20 protein-coding genes are annotated in these 21693 nt (G+C 63.5%); 6 read left to right on the top strand and 14 right to left on the bottom strand.

Annotation, left to right across the window (positions count from 1 at the left end):
• Positions 1-41: 41 nt before the first annotated feature.
• Both NG898_RS10270 and NG898_RS10275 read left to right on the top strand, forming a co-directional pair.
• Entirely contained in the window at positions 42-476 is a 435-nt protein-coding gene (locus NG898_RS10270; RefSeq protein WP_102064083.1) for a PaaI family thioesterase, read from the top strand.
• A 23-nt stretch (positions 477-499) separates the two neighbouring features.
• On the top strand, positions 500-1099 hold the full coding sequence (locus tag NG898_RS10275; RefSeq protein ID WP_252692209.1) for a hydrolase: 600 nt from the start codon (positions 500-502) through the stop codon (positions 1097-1099).
• A 19-nt stretch (positions 1100-1118) separates the two neighbouring features.
• On the opposite strand, the gene NG898_RS10280 is transcribed toward NG898_RS10275, so the two are convergent.
• Positions 1119-1964 (bottom strand): helix-turn-helix transcriptional regulator, encoded by an 846-nt coding sequence (locus NG898_RS10280; protein WP_252692210.1) that lies wholly within the window; start codon positions 1962-1964, stop codon positions 1119-1121.
• 125 nt (positions 1965-2089) lie between these two features.
• On the opposite strand from NG898_RS10280, the gene NG898_RS10285 reads away from it, so the two are divergent.
• Together NG898_RS10285 and NG898_RS10290 are read left to right on the top strand one after the other, a co-directional pair.
• Positions 2090-3556: an MFS transporter gene (locus NG898_RS10285; protein WP_252692211.1), complete on the top strand. Its 1467-nt coding sequence runs from the start codon at positions 2090-2092 to the stop codon at positions 3554-3556.
• A gap of 135 nt (positions 3557-3691) precedes the next feature.
• Entirely contained in the window at positions 3692-4471 is a 780-nt protein-coding gene (locus NG898_RS10290) for an aquaporin (RefSeq protein WP_252692212.1), read from the top strand.
• A 10-nt stretch (positions 4472-4481) separates the two neighbouring features.
• Here NG898_RS10290 and NG898_RS10295 read toward each other — a convergent pair whose 3' ends face one another.
• From NG898_RS10295 to NG898_RS10340, 11 genes are all read right to left on the bottom strand, one after another.
• Entirely contained in the window at positions 4482-5129 is a 648-nt protein-coding gene (locus NG898_RS10295; RefSeq protein ID WP_252692213.1) for a response regulator, read from the bottom strand.
• Positions 5130-5381: 252 nt separating this feature from the next.
• Complete coding sequence (locus tag NG898_RS10300) at positions 5382-6596, bottom strand: EAL domain-containing response regulator (protein ID WP_252692509.1); 1215 nt, start codon at positions 6594-6596, stop codon at positions 5382-5384.
• A gap of 944 nt (positions 6597-7540) precedes the next feature.
• Entirely contained in the window at positions 7541-8347 is an 807-nt protein-coding gene (locus tag NG898_RS10305; protein ID WP_092973819.1) for a MetQ/NlpA family ABC transporter substrate-binding protein, read from the bottom strand.
• Between the two features lie 132 nt (positions 8348-8479).
• Positions 8480-11296, bottom strand: a complete 2817-nt coding sequence (locus NG898_RS10310) for a sensor histidine kinase (protein ID WP_252692214.1) — start codon at positions 11294-11296, stop codon at positions 8480-8482.
• A gap of 648 nt (positions 11297-11944) precedes the next feature.
• On the bottom strand, positions 11945-12559 hold the full coding sequence (kdpC, locus tag NG898_RS10315; protein WP_252692215.1) for a potassium-transporting ATPase subunit KdpC: 615 nt from the start codon (positions 12557-12559) through the stop codon (positions 11945-11947).
• Positions 12560-12574: 15 nt separating this feature from the next.
• A complete protein-coding gene (gene kdpB / locus NG898_RS10320) occupies positions 12575-14791 on the bottom strand; it encodes a potassium-transporting ATPase subunit KdpB (RefSeq protein WP_252692216.1) in 2217 nt (738 codons plus the stop codon).
• Between the two features lie 40 nt (positions 14792-14831).
• Positions 14832-16604 (bottom strand): potassium-transporting ATPase subunit KdpA, encoded by a 1773-nt coding sequence (kdpA, locus tag NG898_RS10325; RefSeq protein ID WP_252692217.1) that lies wholly within the window; start codon positions 16602-16604, stop codon positions 14832-14834.
• Positions 16605-16623: 19 nt separating this feature from the next.
• Positions 16624-16713, bottom strand: coding sequence for a K(+)-transporting ATPase subunit F (kdpF, locus tag NG898_RS10330; protein ID WP_102064073.1), 90 nt, complete (start codon positions 16711-16713; stop codon positions 16624-16626).
• Positions 16710-16835 carry a hypothetical protein gene (locus NG898_RS26080; protein ID WP_260780491.1) on the bottom strand — a complete coding sequence of 42 codons (126 nt, stop codon included), beginning with the start codon at positions 16833-16835 and terminating at the stop codon, positions 16710-16712. The genes kdpF and NG898_RS26080 overlap by 4 nt, the downstream gene beginning before the upstream one ends.
• 31 nt (positions 16836-16866) lie before the next feature.
• On the bottom strand, positions 16867-17664 hold the full coding sequence (locus tag NG898_RS10335) for a TorF family putative porin (RefSeq protein WP_252692218.1): 798 nt from the start codon (positions 17662-17664) through the stop codon (positions 16867-16869).
• A 331-nt stretch (positions 17665-17995) separates the two neighbouring features.
• Positions 17996-18841: a hypothetical protein gene (locus NG898_RS10340; protein ID WP_252692219.1), complete on the bottom strand. Its 846-nt coding sequence runs from the start codon at positions 18839-18841 to the stop codon at positions 17996-17998.
• A gap of 377 nt (positions 18842-19218) precedes the next feature.
• Here NG898_RS10340 and NG898_RS10345 point away from each other — a divergent pair, with 377 nt between their 5' ends.
• Entirely contained in the window at positions 19219-19362 is a 144-nt protein-coding gene (locus tag NG898_RS10345; RefSeq protein WP_252692220.1) for a hypothetical protein, read from the top strand.
• 1 nt (position 19363) lies between these two features.
• Positions 19364-19621 carry a hypothetical protein gene (locus NG898_RS10350; RefSeq protein ID WP_252692221.1) on the top strand — a complete coding sequence of 86 codons (258 nt, stop codon included), beginning with the start codon at positions 19364-19366 and terminating at the stop codon, positions 19619-19621.
• Between the two features lie 330 nt (positions 19622-19951).
• On the opposite strand, the gene NG898_RS10355 is transcribed toward NG898_RS10350, so the two are convergent.
• Complete coding sequence (locus tag NG898_RS10355) at positions 19952-20425, bottom strand: hypothetical protein (protein ID WP_252692222.1); 474 nt, start codon at positions 20423-20425, stop codon at positions 19952-19954.
• Positions 20426-20979: 554 nt separating this feature from the next.
• Entirely contained in the window at positions 20980-21390 is a 411-nt protein-coding gene (locus NG898_RS10360) for a hypothetical protein (protein ID WP_252692223.1), read from the bottom strand.
• Positions 21391-21693 lie beyond the last annotated feature (303 nt).

The following is a 21693-nucleotide window of genomic DNA, read 5'->3' on the forward strand; positions in this document are numbered from 1 at the left end:
AGTGTCGAGTCGCCCCATCTCAACTCCAACGGCCCTTTCCCATGCATCCGTCCCAAATGACCGGCCTGCAATTGCTGCAGGCCATGTCGCACGGCGAGCTGCCGCGCGCGTCCATCAGCGAGACCATCCCGATGACGATGGATTCCATCGAAGCGGGCACCGTGCACTTCACCGCCCAGGCCGACAAACGCCACCTCAATCCGCTGGGCGGCGTGCATGGCGGCTTTGCGGCGACGGTGCTCGATTCCGTGACGGGCTGCGCCGTGCATTCCATGCTGGAAGCCGGCGTCGGCTACGGCACGGTCGACCTGAACGTGAAGATGGTGAAGGCCGTGCCGGTGGATACGCCGCTGGTGGCCGTCGGGCGCGTGCTGCATGTCTCGCGCACGATCGGCGTGTCAGAGGGCACGCTCAAGACGCAGGACGGCACGTTGCTGGCGCATGCCACGGCAACGTGTGTCATCCGCCGTCCGTAAATCCGATTTGACCTGGAGCACTGATGTCTGAACCGCTGCAAACCCTGTCCGACTTGTCTGCGAAAACCACCGCGCTGGTGTTGATCGACCTGCAACGCGGCATCCTGCCGTTTGCGCAGGGGCCACACTCAGCCGAGCAGGTATTGAGCGCGTCTGCACAGCTCGCCAAGCGTTTTCGCGAGCTGGGGGCACCCGTGGTGCTGGTGCGTGTGGGCTGGGCGGCCGACTACGCCGATGCGCCACGCCAGCCCGTCGACCGCCCCGCGCCCACACAGCCGGGCGGCCTACCGCCGCAATGGTGGGAACAACCGGCCGAGCTGGAAGTGGCGGCCACCGACATCCAGATCACCAAGCGCCAGTGGGGCGCGTTCTACGGCACCGAACTCGATCTTCAACTGCGCCGTCGCGGCATCACCACCATCGTGCTGGGCGGCATCTCGACGCACGTGGGCGTGGAATCGACCGCGCGCGCCGCGTGGGAGCACGGCTACGCGCTGGTGCTGGCCGAAGATGCGATGAGCTCCAACGATGCGGCGATGCATCGTTCGTCGGTGGAAAACGTGTTCCCGCGACTGGGCCGCGTGCGCGACACCGACACCATCCTGGCGGCGCTGACGGCCTGAACGCTGACGGCCTGAACGTTCAGGCGCCGTCCTCGACCGGCACGTACAGCACCATGCGCAGGCGCGGGTCTTCCATCACCGGCAGGCCGATATAGTCGTAGCGGACGACCTTGCCGCCGGGCGTGCGGATCAGCTTGTGCTCCGCGCGCTGGGCGCGCACCTCGTGCTGGCGCCACCAGGTATCGAACTCGCGGCTGCTGGTGCGCAGCCGGTCGACCAGCGCCACGAGCACCGGGTCGTCTGCGTGCGGGTCGTACACCGCGCGAAACTTCGCCAGCATGCGGCGCGCCTCGTTTTCCCACTCGACAAAACGCTCGCGCGCATTGGCATACAGGAACATGTAGACCAGCGAGTTGCGGTCTTCCGGCGGCATCGTGCCGAAATCCATGAAGAGCTGCGAGGTCGCCTCGTTCCAGCACAGCAGCTCGGTGCGGTAGCTGCGCACGTGAGCGGGCAGGACCATGCCAGCAACGGCGCGGCGCAAGACATCGGGCACCGCTTCGGCGGCCGAACGCCCCGACGCCGCTGCCGCTGTGCCCGTCAAGACCGATTCCGCGCGCGCCAGGCCGCGCATGTGCGCGCGCTCATCTGAAGACAACTTCAGCGCCCGCCCGATCGCCTCGATAGTCGCCACCGAGGGCCGCACGTCGCGCCCCTGCTCGATGCGGACATACCAATCGATGCTAATGTTGGCGAGCTGCGCGACTTCTTCCCGGCGCAGGCCGGCGGTGCGGCGGCGCCCGCTGCCCTCGGGCAACCCCACATCCTGCGGACGCAGATGGCTGCGGCGGCTGCGCAGGAATTCGCCCAGCTCGTTGCGGGGCGTGGCCGGAAAGGGGGCAAGGTCGGCGGTGAAATCGTCCATGAGGGGCATTACACACGACAGCGCGTGAAGGTGGGAGGGACAACCCAATCCTAGGTTAATCCTAGCTCTGCATCGAATCGGCTCGCGCACCTACGCTGCGTTCATCCCTCTTTCCGGAGCCGATCGTGACTCACATTTCCTCTGCTTCCTCAGTATCGGAACCTCGCCGCTGGCTCGCCTTCGGTGTGATGGTGACGGCGCAATTCATGTTCATCGTCGACGCGTTCATCGCCAATGTGGCGATTCCGAGCATCCGCACAAGCCTGCACGCCACGCCCGCGCAACTGGAGGCGGTGCTGGCGGTGTACCAGCTTGGCTACGCAATTCTGCTCATCACCGGCGGCCGCCTGGGTGATCTGTTCGGGCGCCGGCGAGTGTTCCTGCTGGGCCTCGTGGCCTTTACCGCCACCTCGGCCGGTTGCGGGCTGGCGGGCAGCGCGGCGGCGCTCATTGCATGGCGTTTCGCGCAGGGCCTGTCGGCCGCGATGATGGTGCCGCAAGTGCTGGCGAGCGTGCAGGCACTCTTTGCCGGCACCGAGCGCGACCGCGCGTTGTCGATCTTCGGCCTGGTAATGGGCACCGGCGGCGCGGCTGGGCTGCTGGTGGGCGGCGCGCTCACCAGCGCCGACATCGCCGGGCTCGGCTGGCGCTCGGCCTTCCTGATCAACGTGCCGGTCGGGCTGACCGCCGCGCTGCTCGGCTGGCGCTGGATTCCGCACCCGAGCGCCGACGCACCGAAGGTGCATCTCGATACCGCCGGCGTGGCGTGGATGGCCGTCAGCGTGGCCGCCGTGCTCGTGCCGCTGCTGTTCGGCCGCGAGCTGCACTGGCCGGTGTGGTCGCTGGCACTGCTGGTCGTAGGCGTGCTCGGCATGGCAACGTTCCAGCAGCTTGAAGCCCGCGTCGACCGGGCCGGCGGTACGCCGCTGCTGCCGCCGACCTTGCTGCAGCATCGCGCCTTCATGACCGGCCTGACGGCATCAGCGCTGCATTACATCGGGATGATGGCGTTCTTCCTGGTGCTGACGCTGTATCTGCAGAACGGGCGGCAGCTTTCTGCGGTGCGCATGGGCGTCGCCATCCTGCCGCTGGCCGTCACCTTTCTGATCACGTCGCGGGCGGCCAATGCCTTGGTGCGGCGCCATGGCGTTCGCGCGCTGTTGTCGGGCCTTGGGCTGATGGCGCTGGGCCTGGTGGCGCTGCTGTCGGGATTCGGCTCAGACTGGGCGCACCCCGCCACGCCGAGCATGATGCGCATCGGCATTGCCGTGGCGCTGTACGGGGCAGGGCAAGGCCTGGTGGTCGTGCCGCTGATCGGCCTGGTGCTGACCGGCGTGGCACGTACGCAGGCCGGCGCAGCGGCGGGGCTGCTGATTACCGCGCAGCAACTGGCGGGCGCCCTGGGCGTCGCCTGTATCGGCGGGCTGTATTTCACGTTTGCCGCTGCCGGCGGTGCCACCGGCATGGCGCACGGCACGATGGCGGGATGCATCGCCATGTTGGCGGCGCTCGGGGCGGCGGCCGTGGGTTTTGCGCGGCTCGGGGCACAGCAACGGCAACTGGCGGCCGCCGGCGCGGCAAGTCCGGCCTGAGGCACCATCCAATCACTCTCATCACCATTCGATACTCGGGTGCGCGACACAAGCGCGCCCGCGTGCATTGATCGGCCTCGGCGGACATTCCACACTCCCGCGCGATGCGCTCGGCATCGCTCGTCTTCTTTCCGCATGGCCACTGTTTCTCATCTTCGCACTGCGGCTTCGGCCACGTCCGCTGCCCCGTCGCTGGCTCGCCGCATCGTCGCGGAGGGGCTCGGTACGGCCTTGCTGATTGCGGTGGTCATCGGCACGGGCATCCACGCAAGCCGGCTCTCCAGCGGCGATGCCGCTTGGACGCTGCTCGCGCAATCGCTGGCTGGCGGCGCCGGTCTGTTGGCGCTGCTGACGGTGTTTGCGCCGGTGTCGGGTGCGCACCTGAACCCGGCGGTGACGCTGTCGACGTTGCTGCGGGGCGGTCTGCGTGGGCATGAAGCGCTGGCCTATCTGGCTGCACAGGCCGTGGGCGCCACGCTGGGTGTGGCCGCTGCGCACGTCATGTTCGGCATGGCGGCGTGGGCGCCGGGCACGCATGCCGCCACGGGCCCCGCACTGTGGTGGGGCGAAGCTCTGGCAACGTTCGGGCTGATCGGCATGGGCATCGCATGCGGGCGTCATGCGCCGAAGCAATTGCCGCTGGTGGTAGCTGCTTATATCGCGGCGGGGTACTGGTTCACGTCGTCGTCATCGCTGGCCAACCCGGCATTGGCCTTTGCCTGCGCACTGACCGACGGCCCCTCCGGCATCCGTCCCGGCGACGTCCCGGGCTACATGCTGGCGCAACTCGCCGGCGCGCTGCTGGCAACGCCGTTGTTCAGTTGGCTGATGGGCGTGGAAGCCGCACCCGCGCAGGCTTCCAATGCTCCCATCGCACCGGCACAAGCCGTGCCGATGCACCGCCAGCCAAGCTGAGGGTGGGCGCTCAGCGGAGCGCCGTCAGCCCGCGGGCGCGGGCGTACTGAAAGAGATCGATCTCGCGCGCCAGGCCAAGCTTGCGCAGCGCCACGGCCTTTTGCGTGCTGACCGTCTTCACGCTCGAACCGAGCATGAGCGCTATGTCGGACACGGCCGTGCCACCGGCATACAGGCGCAGGACTTCGCGCTCGCGCTCGCTCAGCCGCTCGCAGACATTTCGTTCATTGGAACCGAGGCCCGTCTCTTCCAGGATGCGCGGGCTGTCATACCGCACGCCGCGTGCGGCCGCCATGACGGCATGCCCGACATGAACAAAGTCATCGCTCTTGCTGACGATGCCTGCCACGCCAACCTGCCGCATGGCGCGCAAGAGGGCCGGGTTACGGACCATCGTGCAGACGACGATGGCGCGCTTCTGATGCTGCTTGCGCAAACGCGCCAGCAACTGCATGCCATCGAAGGCAGGTTCGCCACCCAGGTTGTAGTCGGTCACGATGACGTTGCAGTCGATTTGCGTAAGCACCTGCATCAGCTCGCGCCCGTCGTGTGCCTGTGCCACGACCTGCTGCTGTGGAAACTGCGCAATGGCCGCCGCCAGCCCCATAAGAATCACCGGATGATCGTCTGCCATCACGATCGAGAGGACAGAGCACATGCGCACGCCGTCAGGTCAGGTGCGTCGCCAGCGATAAGGTGTCCAGCGTGGCGAGCAGCAGGGTGGAAGAGATCGGAGCCGTCATGGGAGTCAGGAGCACCGCTGAAAGGAGCCGGTACCTTACTCATCAGATATGCCGCGCGGGATCAGACTTTTCTGACTTTGGCTCCGTGTAACCTTTCGGGGCAGAAGCTGCTTCTATCTGGGTTGAGAAAAACTGAATGGCCCTGCGGTATTCGCGCTTATTCGCGCTTACGCTGCCGCCTGCACGTGCGCAAGAAACGCGGTGACAGACAGCGGGGCCGCCCACAGATAGCCTTGCCCGGTCGCACAGCCCAGCGCGCGCAACGTCTGGCGCTGCGTTTCGGTTTCCACGCCTTCGGCAATGCACTCGAGATGCAGCGTGCGCGCCAGTTCGATCATCGTGCGGCAGATCACGCCGCGCTGGCTGGTCTGGTCTACCGCGGCGGTAAACGAGCGATCGATCTTCAGAATGGTGAAGGGCAGGTCGGCCAGCAGCTTGAGCGTGGCAATGCCCACACCAAAATCATCGATGGCCAGGGGATGACCCAGCAGGCGCAGGCGGTTGAGTGCGATGGTGAGCTGCGTGGCATCGTGCACCGGCGAATCTTCCGTCAACTCGATGGCGATGGCGGCCGGCGCAATGCGGGCCTCGCGCACGATGGCTTCGATGCGCTCGATGGTGCCGGCCCGGCTCAGCGTCTGCGCAGACGCATTCACACCGATCGAAACGGGATACGCATGCGCTGCCAGCGCGTGCTGCACACGCACGCATTGGTCGAGCACATGGAAGAACAGGCCATCGGCCAGCCCAAGCGCTTCCAGGCGCGGCACGAACGCCGCGGGCGACACTCGCCCATGCACTGGATGCATCCAGCGGCAGAGCGCCTCGGCGCCGGCAATCTGGTTGGTGGCCAGATCGTGCTGGGGTTGGAATACGACCTCGATCTGTTCTGGCGTTTCCTGAATGAGCGCGACAAGTTCGTCGTCGGAAAACTGCGGCAAGACAGCTGGTGCAGCCGATGCCCTGTCCCGCTCACGCGCGGCTGCCTCTTCCAACAGCGGCAGCACGTGTGCTGGGCGCAGCGGCTTTTGCACGCCGTGCGTGCGCGTCAAACCGATCGCGTCGGCCAGGCTGACGTGCGACTCGACAATCGGCGCATCCAGCGCGCTGACCCACGCCCACACGGGCGCCTGTCGCGGAAAGACGCGGCCGCCGCGCAAGTGCATCTGCTCCATCAGCTCGGGACCGTTCATGCCGGGCATGTCGATGTCGCACAGCACGAGATCGACATGGCAGAGCTGGAGAAGGTAGAGCGCCTCGCGGCCGTCGCAGGCGGTCAGGATCTGCTGCACGCCCAGCGTATGGAGCAGTTGCCGGGCGGCCGCCCGTTGCACCGGATGGTCGTCCACCACCAGCACGGCGAGTTGCGCAAAACCTTCCATCGGCCAGTCCTTGTTGTTGTCGGTATCGGGGCAAGGCGCATCCCGTTTGCGCTGAGTGATGCCACCGTCAGCCGCCATTGAAGCACCGGCCGGGGGCCTTGTCAGGTGGAGTCAGCGTGCGGCGCCGGAAAAAAACAAAGCCCGCGCAGCTTTTCAACTGCGCGGGCCTTGAGAGATTCCCCCAACCTTTTGAGCTTCCGACGCCGGTGTCGACAGCGTCGGGATGGAAGAAATCGTGCCCGAAAAAAATGAAGCCCGCAACAGGGGCGGGCTCAAAAGGGGGGGAGTGCTCTCTAAAGAGAGAGCAAGGTGAAGTTTAGCGGAGGGGATGCAGTCAGACTGTCCGGGGTTGGCCGAAAGGCTTGTAGGACAAAAACTGACGATATTTCGCGATGTTAGCGACACAAAGCGGCGGGTTGCGCGCACATTCGCAGCGCTAACGTGATTCAAACAACGCTTTGGCTCTTTTCCGCCGACATACGTGGCGGTGTTCGAAGTGGGACTCGAAGCGCACGCTTGAAAAATCTGCGCTCGTTGCTATCGGGCAACGCCGCAGCGGAAAACGCGCAGAAAAATTGAGAATTCAGGGTAGCCGGAACTGGCCGAGATGCAAGGCGGCCGGAAGAACAACAAAAGCCGCGCACCAAAGAAAAAAGCCCGAGCACCAGGTGCTCGGGCCACAATCCACCAAGGAGGGTGGAGGAGACAGTTCCTACTATAGCGAATCGTTTGTTGCGTTGCAATAACGTAGAACTACTTAATGTAACGAGAGGCTACAAGCGTTGCCAAGGCGCCACGGGTGACGAAAACGATTGCACTTGTCACACAATGACGCAGCGCAGCAAAACGACGCGGTGGGCTCAAAAGGTAGTCCGCCTACCGGCACGCCATGCTTCACTCTCGGGCCAAACCGCGAAAGTAACCGCTGACTTAGCCCCCGCTGCTTAAAACGCCGGCAGGATCGCGCCCTTGAACTGCGTGTCGATGAACTTGCGCACATCTTCCGATTGGTAGGCGCGCACCAGCGTCTTCACCCACGGCTGGTTCTTGTCTTTTTCGCGTACGGCGATCAGGTTGGCGTACGGACCCTGGCGATCCTCCAGTGCGATGGCGTCCTTGGCCGGTGTCAGGCCGTTCTTGACCGCGTAGTCGGTGTTGATGGAGGCGGCGTCCAGATCATCCAGCGAGCGCGGCAGTTGTGCCGAATCCAGCTCGATCAGCTTGATCTTCTTCGGGTTCTCCACCACGTCACGCGGTGTCGCATTGTTGCCGTTTGTGCCGGCGCCCGCCTTGAGTTTGATCACGCCCGCCTTCTGCAGCAAAAGCAGCGCACGGTTGCCATTGGACGGATCGTTCTGGATACCGACCTTGGCGCCTTCCTTGAGCTGCGCGAGCGACTTGATCTTCTTCGAGTAGAAGCCCATCGGCGCAACGTAAGTCAAACCCACGTTGACGATCTTGTAGTGGCGCGCCTGGATCTGGCTGTCGAGGAAAGGCTGGTGCTGGAAACCGTTGGCGTCCAGGTCGCCCGAATCGAGCGCGGGGTTGGGCTGGGCGTAGTCGTTGAACTCGATGACCTTGACGTCCAGGCCGTCCTTTTTGGCGACCTTCTGCACGACTTCCCAGATTTGCGCGTCGGGGCCGCTCATGGTGCCGAGCTTGATCTGCTTGGTGTCGGCGCTGGCGGCAGTGGCAACGGCAAAGGCGATGGCCGGTACGGCCACGCGCGCAAGGCGGGAGAACAGAGACATGGAGAAACCTCGTGGATCTTGTCGTGAATGAAATCGCCCGCGGGTAGCGGGCGGTGTGACGCAATCGTGTCACGCATGCGCTCACGACAGAACGACATTTTCGGCATGTCCATATGCCCAACAACGGTGCAGCTAGGCGATGGGCTCGCCGTCTTCCACGGGCGGAGGTTCAGCGGCGGGCAGGGCGACGACGAAGCACGCGCCGCCATCGGCCGGCGCCTCCACCCAGATACGGCCGTGATGCGCGCTCACGATCCCCTCGCACACGGCCAAGCCCAGGCCGACGCCGGTGGTGGCCGATTCCTTCTCACCGCGCGTGAACTTCTCGAAGATGGTCCGCACCGAACCCGCCGGTACACCGGGCCCGTGGTCGCGCACACGCATGCGCAGTTCATCGCCGCGGGCGCCGTCGTGGACGATCTCCCCAGAGATGCGCACCTCGGTGCCGGCCGGCGCAAACTTGCCCGCGTTCTCCAGCAGGTTCGACAGCACGCGCTCCATCAACGGCCCGTCGCAGCGGATGAGGGGCAGGGCTGCGAGGTTATCCACAACCACACGATGATCTGGCAGCGGAATCGCTTGCAGCGCCGCACCAACAAGCTCTTCGATCGATTGCCATTCCAACCGCAACTTGACGTCCTGGTTCTGCAGGCGCGCCATGTCGAGCAGGTTGGTGACCATCGTGCGCATGCGCTGCGCCTGCTGGCCGATTGCAGCGGCAGCTTCAGCCTGCAGCGCGGGCAGGGGCGGCTGCGCGCGCAGCAATGTCTCGGCCATTCCCACCAGCCCGGTGAGCGGCGTGCGTAAGTCGTGCGACACGGCGGCCAGCAGCGAATTGCGCAGCCGCTCCGATTCAATGCGCACCAAGGCGTCGCGGGCCACTTCCACGTAATGCACGCGCTCGATGGCAATGGCGATGAGCGTGGCGCAGGCGTCAATCTGGCGGCGGTTGTCGGGCTGTGCGAGCACGTGGAAGGTTTCGGGCTCCACGGCCAGCACACCGCGAATCGCCATCGGCGCCTTCAAGGGCAGATACAGCACCGAGCCCGACGGCAGCGTGTGCGTGCCCGTGCCGGCAGGCTGGCCGTGCTGGTACGTCCAATCGGCCAGCACGTGGTCGAGGTTCGGCATGCCCGACGGTGCATCGGTGCTGCCTTCCGGCTTGGCGACCTGAGGTGCACCGAGCCGCCCATCAAGCCCGACGAAGAAGAACGCACAGCGCCCGCCAAAGGTCGCGTTGACGAAGCGCCCGCCGATGCTGACGATCTGATCCAGCGTGAGCGCGGCGGACAGTTCACGCGCGGCCTCATACAACGCATGCGCGGCGGCCTCGCGCTGCACCGCCACCTCGGCCTGTTCACGCAGGCCTGCCGTCAACTGGCCCACCAGCATGCCCACGGCCAGCATCACCGCAAAGGTCAGCAGGTACTGCACGTCGCTCACGGCAAAGGAATAACGTGGCGGCACGAAAAAGAAATCGAACAGCGCAACCGACAGCACCGACGCCAGCGCCGCCGGGCCGCGCCCATGGCGCATCGCCACCGCCACCACGGCCGCCAGGAACAGCATGACGATGTTGGCCAGATCGAACACCGGCCGCACCAGGCTGGAGATCGCCGTCGCAATCCCAACGTACACGCACGCGGCCACGTAAGCCGGCTTGAGCCAACCGGCCTGCGCATCGGCCGCGCGCTGGGCTTCGCTGCGCACATCAGCACGGCCGACCTCGGCTGCGCGCGGCGTGAGCTGGATATGCGCCGGGTCGGCCGCGGCGCGAATCACGTCGACCTCGGGGCAATGCCGCGCCAGCGCCTCGGCAAAGTCACCGCTGGGCAACCGGCGCTCCAGCCCGATCGCCAACCGCAGCGCGACGACGATGGCGCGCGCCGATCGCCAGCGCTTCTCCGGCGGCCGCCCGATCACGGCCTTGGTGATGTTGTGGCGGCGGATATAACCGGTGATCGCCTCGACGGCGTTGGTGCCGGCCAGCGTTTCCACACGCGCCCCCGCGTCTTCGGCCAGCTTGAGCAACGCGTGCAGGCGCTCGGCGCGCGCATCGGCGGCGCGCAGATGCGGCATCACCACGGCCACGGCATGCCAGTCGCATTCCAGTTGCGCGGCCAGGCGCGCGGCACTGCGGATAACCTGTTCGCTATCGCCCTGCGGGTCCAGGCAGGCGACGACGGTCTCGCGCGTGCGCCAGACGTTTTCAATGCGACGCGCGCGGCGGTAGGCCTGCACGTCGTCGTCCACACGGTCGGCGGTGCGGCGCAGGGCGAGTTCACGCAGGGCGATGAGGTTGCCCTTGCGGAAGAAATTGCGCGCGGCGTGCTGCGCCTGCTCGGGCATGTAGACCTTGCCCTCGGCCAGGCGGCGCAGCAGCTCATCGGCCGGCAGGTCGACGAGGATGACTTCGTTGGCCGCATCGAACACCGCATCGGGCACGGTTTCCCACACGCGGATGCCGGTGATGCTGCCCACCGCCTCGTTCAGGCTGTCGAGATGCTGGACGTTGACGGTGGTCCAGACGTCGATGCCAGCAGCGAGCAAATCCTCAATGTCCTGCCAGCGCTTCGGGTGGCGCGAGCCCGCCACGTTGGAGTGCGCAAGTTCGTCGACGAGGATGAGGGCGGGCCGGCGGGCTAGCGCGGCATCCAGATCGAACTCGGGCAGCGTGCGGCCCTTGTATTCGATCTGGCGGGTGGGGAGGTGTTCGAGGTCGGCGACCAGCGCGGCGGTTTCCGCGCGGCCGTGGGTTTCGACGAGGCCGATGATGGCGTCGATGCCGGCGGCGCGGGCGGCCTTTGCTGCTGCCAGCATCGCGTAGGTTTTGCCTACGCCGGCTGAGGCGCCGAAGTAGATGCGGAGTTTGCCGCGGGCGGACTGTTCTTGGCCGGATTGGAGTTCGGCTAAGAGTTGGTCGGGGTTCGGGCGCGCGGCTTCTGGCATGTTGCGTATTTTGGGTTTTTGGGACTTGGTGGTCCATCCCCTGTTTCATCCCCTGCCGGGGCTGACTCACTTTCTTTGTCTTGCCAAAGAAAGTAAGCAAAGAAAGGCGCGCCCGAGATGGCGAAAGATTCCTTGAATTTATGTCGCAGAGAGGGGAAGGGAAAAACTCGCTGCGCTCAGACAGTTTCCCTTCCTTTTTCCTCTCTGCAACAGAAATTCAAGGCGCCATCTAGGGCAGGGTACGGCCACACCGTCGAAGTACAGCCGCAGCGGTGCGTACGCGGCAAAACGCGAAGCGAGCAAAACCACCGGTGGAGTGCGAGCGAAGCGAAGCAGAAAACAGCAACAACCGAGACGCCGACAGGACCCGCACACCACCGTTTTGGCCGTTGACGTTCCTGCCCTTGATGGCGCCTTGAATTTCTGTAAGCGGGCGGATAAAGGAAGGAGGCCTGTCTGAGCGAAGCGAGTTTGCCTCCTTCCCCGCACGGTTACAGAAATTCAAGGAGGGGGTCGCCATCTCGGGCGCGCCTTTCTTTTGCTTACTTTTCTTTGGCAAGACAAAGAAAAGTAAGTCGGTCCCGGCAGGGAACGAAAGGGGGATGGACCACCAACATCAAACCCAGCAGTCCACAAACCCCCAACCCCTCACTTCAAATCATCCAACGCCAAATTCACCTCCAACACATTCACCGTAGGCTCCCCAAACACCCCAAGCACCGGCCCCTTGGTGTTCTCAGCAACAACCCGCTGAACCACTTCCACCGACAAGTGCCGCGCCCGCGCCACCCGCTCCACCTGATACGCCGCAGCAGCAGGACTAATCTCGGGGTCCAGCCCACTCGCAGAAGCCGTCACAAGATCAGCAGGAATCGGCGCAGTGTTCGTCGGGTCCGCTTCCTTGAGCGCCGCAATGCGCGCCTTGGCGGCATCAGTCAACGCCGGGTTGCTCGGCCCAAAGTTCGAACCACCCGAAGCCTGCGCGTTATACGGGTTCGGTGCAGTCGCCGAGATCCGCCCCCAGAAATACTCCGGCGACTCAAAGTTCTGCCCGATCAGCGATGAGCCGACTGCCTTGCCATTGCGCTCGATGATCGAGCCCCCGGCCTGCGCCGGAAACAGCGCCTTGCCGATACCCGTCACCACCACCGGATACAGCACCCCGGTAATGAGCGACAGCCCGACGAAGACCACCAGCGCCGCACGCAGCAGCCCACCTTGTTGCGGCACATCGCCCTGCACGGTTTGCGTTGTGGTTGCCATGAATGCACTCCTTCCTTAAACCCAGCCCATCGCGGCCAGGAACATGTCGATGAGCTTGATGCCCGGGAAGGGCAGCAGCAGGCCGCCCAGGCCGTAGATCAAGAGATTGCGGCGCAGCAGCGCAGCCGCTCCCAGCGCGCGGTACTTCACGCCTTTCAACGCCAGCGGAATCAGGAACACGATGATCAGCGCGTTGAAGATCACGGCGCTCATCACGGCCGATGCGGGCGTTGCCAGGTGCATCACGTTCAACGCGGCGAGCTGCGGATACGTCGTCGCAAACGCGGCCGGGATGATGGCGAAGTACTTCGCCACATCGTTGGCGATCGAGAACGTGGTGAGCGAGCCGCGCGTCATCAGCATCTGCTTGCCGATCTCGACAATCTGGATCAGCTTGGTCGGGCTGGAATCCAGGTCGACCATGTTGCCGGCCTCCTTGGCGGCCTGCGTGCCGCTGTTCATGGCGACGGCCACGTCGGCCTGTGCCAGGGCGGGGGCATCGTTGGTGCCGTCGCCGGTCATGGCAACGAGGCGACCTTGCGCTTGCTGCTCGCGGATGAGCGCGAGCTTGGTCTCGGGCGTGGCTTCGGCAATGAAGTCGTCGACGCCGGCTTCAGCGGCGATGGAAGCCGCGGTCAGGCGGTTGTCGCCGGTGATCATCACCGTCTTGATGCCCATCTGGCGCAGCTCGGCAAAGCGCTCGCGAATGCCGGCCTTCACGATGTCCTTCAGTTCCACTACGCCGAGCACGCGGTCGTTGTCGGACACCACCAGCGGCGTGCCGCCCTGGCGTGCGACGTCGTCCACGGCGGTGGACACGGCATCGGGAAACTTGCCGGCCAGCAGCGTCACATGCGTGCGAATCGCATCGGCTGCGCCCTTGCGGATCTGACGTGCCTCGCCGTTGTGCCCAACGTTGATGCCGCTCATACGCGTTTGCGCAGAGAAGGCGACGTACACCGGCTGCGTCTTCGCCAGCGCGGCTTCATCGATGGACGCCTCGCCCAGGTTGCGTGCCAGCGTGACGATGCTGCGGCCTTCCGGCGTTTCGTCAGCCAGCGACGACAGCCATGCGGCCTCGGCCAACTGCTTGGCCGTCACACCGGGCGCGGGAATGAAGCGCGAAGCCTGGCGGTTGCCGTGCGTGATCGTGCCGGTCTTGTCGAGCAGCAGCACATCCACGTCACCGGCCGCCTCTACGGCGCGGCCCGAGGTGGCGATCACGTTGGCCTGCATCATGCGGCTCATGCCCGCCACGCCAATGGCGGAGAGCAGCCCGCCGATGGTGGTCGGGATCAGACACACCAGCAGCGCCACGAGCACGGTAATCGTGATCGGCGAGCCGGCCTTCATGGCGTCGACCGAGAAGATCGAATACGGCAGCAGCGTGACGGTCGCCAGCATCAGGATGATGGTCAGGCTCACCAGCAGAATCGTCAGCGCCAGCTCGTTGGGCGTCTTCTGGCGCTTGGCGCCTTCCACCATCGAGATCATCCGATCAAGGAAGCTCTCGCCGGGGTTGGCGGTGATGCGCACGATGATCCAGTCCGACAGCACGCGCGTGCCGCCCGTCACGGACGAGAAATCCCCGCCCGATTCGCGGATGACCGGTGCCGATTCGCCGGTGATGGCGCTTTCGTCCACCGAGGCCACGCCTTCGATGACCTCGCCGTCGCCGGGCACCATGTCGCCGGCTTCGATGAGCACGATGTCGCCACGGCGCAGCGCGGTGGCAGCGCGCGCTTCCACGCGGTCACGGCGGTGCGCGTCTGCCAGCACCTTGGCCTGCACCGTGGTCTTGATGCCGCGCAGCGATGCGGCCTGCTGCTTGCTGCGGCCCTCGGCCAGCGCTTCGGCAAAGTTGGCGAACAACACCGTGAACCACAGCCACACCGACACGGCGAGGATGAAGCCCGCCGGCGCTTCGGCCTGGCCGCGCAGCGCCATGACCCACAGGATGGTGGTGAGGATGCTGCCAACGTAGACGACAAACATCACCGGGTTCTTGGCCTGCGCGCGCGGCGACAGCTTGCGGAAGCTGTCAACAATGGCGGGCTTGACCAGCGCCGACGAGAACATCGACAGCTTGCGCACATCCTTGGCGGACAGCGTCGTGTGCGTGCTGCGCGCCTGCGGCTCGGCGGCTGCGGCTGTGCCAGTGCCGGCACTGGGCTCAAGCTTGTGCTTGACCGTACGCACGGCAGGTTCGGATTCGGGATAACGGATAGCCATAAGGCACCTGTTGATATTGGGTAGACGACTCGCCGTGCGCTTAGCGGGCGAGATGCTCTGCAATGGGGCCGAGCGCGAGCGCCGGGATGTACGTGAGCGCGCCCACCAGCAGCACCGAGCCGATCAGCAGCACCACAAACAGCGGCCCATGCGTGGGCAGCGTGCCGGCCGTCACGGGCAGGCGCTTCTTGGCGGCAAACGTGCCTGCCATCGCCAGCACCGGCACGATGATCCAGAAGCGGCCCAGCCACATCGCAATGCCCAGCGCCACGTTGTAGAAGGGCGTGTTGGCAGACAGGCCGGCAAACGCGCTGCCGTTGTTGTTGGCGGCGGACGAGAAGGCGTACAGCACCTCAGAGAAGCCGTGCGTGCCGGGGTTGAAGATGCCCGCCTTGCCCTGCGTAACCACCACGGCGATGGCCGTACCCACGAGCACCAGCAGCGGCGTGACAAGGATGGCGATCGACGTCATCTTCATCTCGAACACCTCGATCTTCTTGCCGAGATATTCCGGCGTGCGGCCGATCATCAGGCCCGCAATGAACACGGCCAGGATGGCGTACACCAGCATGCCGTACAGGCCCGAGCCCACACCGCCAAACACCACTTCGCCCAGCTGCATCAGGAACATCGGCACGAAGCCGCCCAGCGCCGTCAGCGAGTCATGCATGGCGTTGACCGCCCCGCACGACGCTGCCGTGGTGATGGTGGCAAACAGCGACGAGGCCACGATGCCGAAGCGCGTTTCCTTGCCTTCCATGTTGCCCACGGCCTGGTCGATGCCAAGGTTGGCGAGCATCGGGTTGGCGTGCAGCTCAGCCCATGCCAGGAAGACGGCCAGCACGGCAAACAACACCGTCATCGCCGCCAGCACGGCCCAGCCTTGCCGGCCATCGCCCACCATGCCGCCAAACGTAAAGCACAGCGCCGCCGGGATGATGAAGATCGCCAGCATCTGCACAAAGTTGGTCAGCGCGTTGGGGTTCTCGTACGGGTGTGCGGAGTTGGCGTTGAAGAAGCCGCCACCGTTCGTGCCGAGCATCTTGATCGCCTCCTGCGACGCGACCGGGCCCATCGGCAGGGTCTGCGTTTGCGTGGTGGCTTTCTCGGTGACGGGGTTGCCTTGGGCATCCTTGAGCGGGTTGCCCTGCGCATCCATCTTCGGGTTGTCGTACGTGGTGGCGGTGACGGTGGTCACCTCCTTGTAGCCGTCGAAGTTCTGGATCACGCCCTGGCTCACGAAGAACACCGACACCAGAATCGACAGCGGCAGCAGCACGTAGACCGTCGCGCGCGTGAAGTCGACCCAGAAGTTGCCGATGGTGTTGGCCGAGTGGCGCGCAAAGCCGCGGATAAGCGCAATCACCACCGCAATGCCGGTCGCCGCAGACAGGAAGTTCTGCACCGCCAGGCCCAGCATCTGCGTGAGATAGCTCATCGTGCTTTCGCCCGAATAGCCTTGCCAGTTGGTGTTGCTCACAAAGCTGATGGCCGTGTTGAACGACGAATCCGGCGTGATGGCACCAAAGCCCTGGGGGTTGAGCGGTAGCCACTGCTGCGCGCGTTGCAGCGCATACACCGCCAGCGCGCCCAGCACGTTGACGACGATGACGGCCAGCGCATAGCGCTTCCAGCCCATCTCGGCCTGCGGGTTGACGCCGGCCGCGCGGTAGAACAGCCGCTCGATGGGGCCGAGCCAGTGCGCGCGCGACGGTTTGTCGCCAAACACGCCGGTCATATACGCGCCCAGCGGTTTGGCCAGAACCAGCAGCACGACCAGATAGATCGCCAGCTGGAGGAGGAACGCATTCATGGTGTGCCTCGCAGTGTTGTTAGAAGCGTTCGGGCCACAGCAGGGCCACGAACAGATAGATCAACAAGGCCACCGTGATGGCCCCGGACAGCACATAGAGCCAGGTCATTGCTGTTTCTCCATCGCGTGCGTGGTGGGTTGGTCTTTGGTGGCAAGCCGGCCGGAGAGGGCGAGCAAGCCGCCCACTGCCAGGGCCAGCATCGCAAGGCCGGCGAGATAAACGAGGTCCATATGCGCTCCCCTTTCCTTCAGGTCGTGTTGGTCAGAACGTCTTGGTCACCGCCAGCAGCGCGGTGGCCTTGCCCATGTAGTTGCCGCGCGTGTTGGTGTACGCGGCGCGCGCAGCATTGGTGTCGATGTACGCAAGCGATGCCGTCCAACCGCTGCCGAAGTCTTTCGTCACGCCCACCTTCCAGTCGGCATACGACGTGCGCACCACCTGATGCGGCACCTGCTGGTAGCCCACGTGCAGGTTCAGCGTGAGGCCCCAGAAACCGGTGTCGAAGTTGCCCGACAGATCGAAGTACTGGCTGTGGTGGCTATCTGCAAAACCGAACAGGTTGGAGAACGCATGCGAGTACTTGAACGAGACCGGCCCGTAGCCGATCTGTGCATAACCTTCGGTGGTGTGCGGGCGCGTGTAGCCATCGGGGTAGCTGCCCGGGTAGTAGTACTGCAGCACGCCCACATCAATGGGCACGTCCTTCATCAGCTCGGTCTTGTAGCCGCCGTAGAAATCCATCTCGATGGGAGCGGAGACGTTGGGGTTGGAATCCCCCAGCCAGCTGATCGACGAGTTCCAGTTGCCCACATAGAAGCCGTTGGGCAGCGCGTAATCCACACCGCCCTGAATGGCCGGCTTGTTGTTGGTCTGCATGAGACCGCGATAGCGGTATTGGCTGGCCAGCGTGACATTGGCCGTCAACGGGCTGGCGGGTGCAGCGGCGGGGGCCGGCGCAGCGTCAGTGGACTGCGCAAAAGCGGCCGCGCTGGACAGTGCTGCGGCACAGAAGACAACGCCACCGATGACGGTGGCGTGCAAAGAAACCTTGGCTTGCATGGACCTTTCCCTTGTTGTTTTAGGTGCCGCCCGGCCCGGCGCAGGTGCGCGTCAACGGGGGCCGGATGCGGCGTGCAGGCAGGCTCCCGTCACAGGGCCTGCGTGCAGTGCAACAGTAGGGAAAGGGGGGTAAAAACGGGGTAAAGGTTGGGGGGGAGGGGTGTAAACGCCGTGTAAAAACGGGGGCGGCGCTGAATGACTTCTGAGCGCCCGCATGTGGGATGTAACCGATTAGCGAGCCGACTTTTTTTTGAACAGACGCTGCGTTATGAAGGCCTGCAAATTAACAGTGCGCCGGCCCTCCCCATCAGGTCGGGGCCCGCACGACCGGTCACAGCATCGTGGCCGCCTTACGCCTAATCGCTTTCAGCCGCAGATCGATGTAGTCCTTCAGAAACTCGTACATCTCTTCGGTGGGCGGAGCAGAAAACTCGATCCGCATAGCCCGTCCGTCGGGGTCAAGAACCTGCTCTGTGAATGGCAACGCCAGACCGGCACCATGTGTCCTCGCTTCCAAAGGAACCACACCGCCCAGAGACTTCGCCCCTACGCTAGTCGGATGCGATAAGGGTAGACGGGGGTAGTCGGATGGTGCCCTGTCCACTGTTTGGACCTGTACCTCAGAGACTGACTCCCCGACGCCATCTTGGTCGCTCATTTCTGACGGAGATAAGCGATCGCCCGAAAGAATCGATGCAAACCTTTGATTTTCCTTGAGAATTCGTACGGCGCGCGAGGCATTTGGGGGCGCGAACCCCATCTCGAAGATAAGCGCATGACTTAGAGTGTCCTCCGAAGGCAAACCATCAGGCCAATTGCTGTGTATGTCGCTCGAAACAGAAGGATTCAGTGCCGCACGCTTGATCAGCTCTGCACGCTCCAATGAATCCGCCCGCGTATCAAGCAGGATTCGCAGCGCAATCTCCGTCAGACGCAGCCTTCGTTCCGAACCCGACCCCTCGTCGGCCATTAGTCCATAGCTCTTCAGAGCAGCTATGGTTTGCAGCAGACCGCTGCTGGACGGACTGTAGCGCCAGTGTTTGGCCACACGCGCTACAGGAGCGGCCCCGCGACGCTCTTCCTCATAGAAGGCCCTTGCCCGGTCCAAAGCCGCTTCCAAGCTAATAAACGGGAAGTTCGGACTCCGATCCTTCTTACGCGACACCAAGTCTTCCATTTCGACCTCCTTGAACCGAAGTCTTGATTTTAGCCTCCATCTTGATGCCTTGCTTCTTTTATCAGAAGACATCTTGATAAATTCAGAGAAGTGTCCTACTGTGCAATCAAGCAGCGGGTCGCCTTATGGAGAACTTATCGCGGCAAGGGTCATTGCCCCTACCCTTTCCTAGGAGGGCACCCAACACAGACTTCTTTAGGAGGGTCAGTATCTTGAGATGAGGCAGCGGCCGCCCGACTATGCCACCGGCGTGCGGCCCCAATAGAAAAGGCCCACGAATCGCTTCACCCCTGACAAGGCGCGGCTCGTGGGCCGGAGTGGCATCAGATAAGCAATAAGCTTTACATCAACCCATTGATTTGTAAGGAAACTTTAGCATGACCACAAAGAAAAATGAAACGACGTCACAGCGCGTGGCAACCGTTGCAAGCAAACTGCTCCGCGATCCAAAGACGCCGAAAGCCGTGAAGTCAGTGGCGGCTTCCGCGCTGACCCAAAAGGTTAAGGGAAAGGGGAAATAGCATGGCTCTATACTTTCTCGACTACGACCTTCGCAAGCAACGCAACTATCAGCCACTTTACGATGAGCTCGCGCGGTTCAACGCGGTGCGGATGCTTGAGTCAAGTTGGTGCTTTAAGCGCTTTAACACGAACGCCGCCAACCTCCGCGATCACTTCAAGAACTTCATCGATGCAGACGATGGCTTGTTGGTGGGCGAGGTGAATGACTGGGCGACGTTCAACGCGCAGAGGTCGCCCAACGCGTTGGCGGCTACCTAAGCCGTTTCTTGAGGCAGGGCGAGGAAATTTCTTCGCCCTGCCATTTTCCTGTCTTCCCGGTACAAAAGAAGCACCGCAATGCCGAGGGCTTCATGTTGGCACGCGGGTGAAAAAACGCACAGCCTTGCATGCGCTGAGCGCAATCCACACCGGCGGTCAATAACGACGTACGCCTACCATGGCAAATCGGGAAAGTGTCTTAGCTTCCGCAGCGCCGACACTCTCGCTTGTTGCTCCGTTGCATCTCCTGTCCCAACCAGTCGACACTCTCCTTCGCAGAAACCGCACACGTGCCAAGTACTCGGTTCTTAAAAGACGAGTCAACGGAACTTACTCAGTCACCATATCTTCTCCCCGCTTCTGCGGCCCGCGACTAAACCGCACCGCCAGCGCCTTCCGCGCCGCATCCAACCCTTCTCCCTGACCTGCCACCTTGAGGAACGCATATCCCTCCAACGTGGCGCTCATCACATCGCTGCCCAGCGCCAACTGCGAATCCGCCATGCGTTCGTGAATGCGCGCCACGCGCATGAGGCGACTGCGTAGCTGATCGAAGCCCGCCAGATCGCGGCGCAGTTCCGCTAGGTCGAAATTGCCGGGCAGCACGTTGGGGTTGTTGTTCAGCACCTCCACGGCCTTGCGTGCGAAGGCTTCGGACTTGTCGCCCATCTTCACTAGCGTTCGGCGCTGCACCGGGGTGAGGTCGATCAGGCTGGCGAGCCGGTCTTCCAGCGTCTTCAGCGCGCCGTCCACGGCGGCCAGATCGGCCGAGGTGAGCTGATACGAAATCAAGTTCTGCGGCATTTCACTCCTCGCAAATCAATTGGCAGTGCCGAGCCATCTAGGGCACGAGGGCGGGAGATTGGCCGCTGCAGCGCGGCTCCGCAATGCCAGAAGGCAGTTTCGGACGAAGAATCAGAATGATCTGATGCGGCCTTCACAACTCGACACATCGAGAAACGTTCTCGACGGTCCGAGCTCGGTGCTCGACGCGTGGAGCTTTTTGCTCGACTGCCCGAGCTCGGAGCTCGACGCGCGAGGCTTTTTGCTCGACTGCCCGAGCTCTGAGCTCGACGCGTGAGGCTTTTTGCTCGGCCGTCCGAGCTCGGAGCTCGGCGTGTGAGGCTTTTTGCTCGGCTGCTCGAGCTCGGGGCTCGGCGTGTGAGGCTTTTTGCTCGGCTGCTCGAGCTCGGGGCTCGGCGTGTGAGGCTTTTTGCTCGGCTGCTCGAGCTCGGAGCTCGACGTGTGGGGCTTTTTGCTCGGCTGCCCTAACACGGGCCAGGGGATGAGGCCTGCACGTTAGTGCCTAAGTCCGTAGAACCATTTGGCAAACTGGTCAGGGCGTGCACTCAGATTGATCACAACGCTAGATCACCGGCGTCCTCCACTTCTGCCCAGTCTTTCATGTCAGGGACCACGCGCTCTGCCACGAAACTAAAAACGTCTTCAAAAACGTTGCAGACGATGTCCCAGCGGCGCATCGCTGGGCCTTCTGTATTGCCGGTGGCAAACACGGGGTGAAAGTGGATAACCCGATTCGTAGTCCGGCCATCGACAACTTCGAGGCCGGCAAAGTCATCACAATCCTGCCGACGGGCAAATACAAAAACGTCCCTCCCGCCAACATCCTCTCGTCGGAACGCGTTTGCCGCGAACTCAAACTCCGAAGGTTCACGAATGAAATGCCAAGGGGTGAAGGTGTGCAGGTTCTGAATCAGGAACCAGCGAAGGGCGTTTGGCCACTGTGGCGCAATCTTGGTTCGTTCCATGGATCACTACCTCTCGCAGGACAATGTTCGATCTGAGACAGATGGGCACCGAAACGCTTGTAATGGATTACTCAAACTCGATCGTAAAAGCACACTGATCGCAAAATTGATGTCTTAGATCCGTCAAGACCGTACGCACCAGCGTATTTGCCAGCGCGATACGCGACTCCATTGGTACACCGTTGAGATGGAAGGAAAATCGAAATCCCGACGAAGTAGGGGACCAAGAAACAAAGAGATCGTCGCATGACGATTTCCAGAACTGAACGTTCTCCACGGCCTCCTCTGCGAAGGCCTCCCGCA

It is taken from the genome of Ralstonia mojiangensis (assembly GCF_023955645.1).
In the GTDB taxonomy this organism is placed as follows: Bacteria; Pseudomonadota; Gammaproteobacteria; order Burkholderiales; family Burkholderiaceae; genus Ralstonia; species Ralstonia mojiangensis.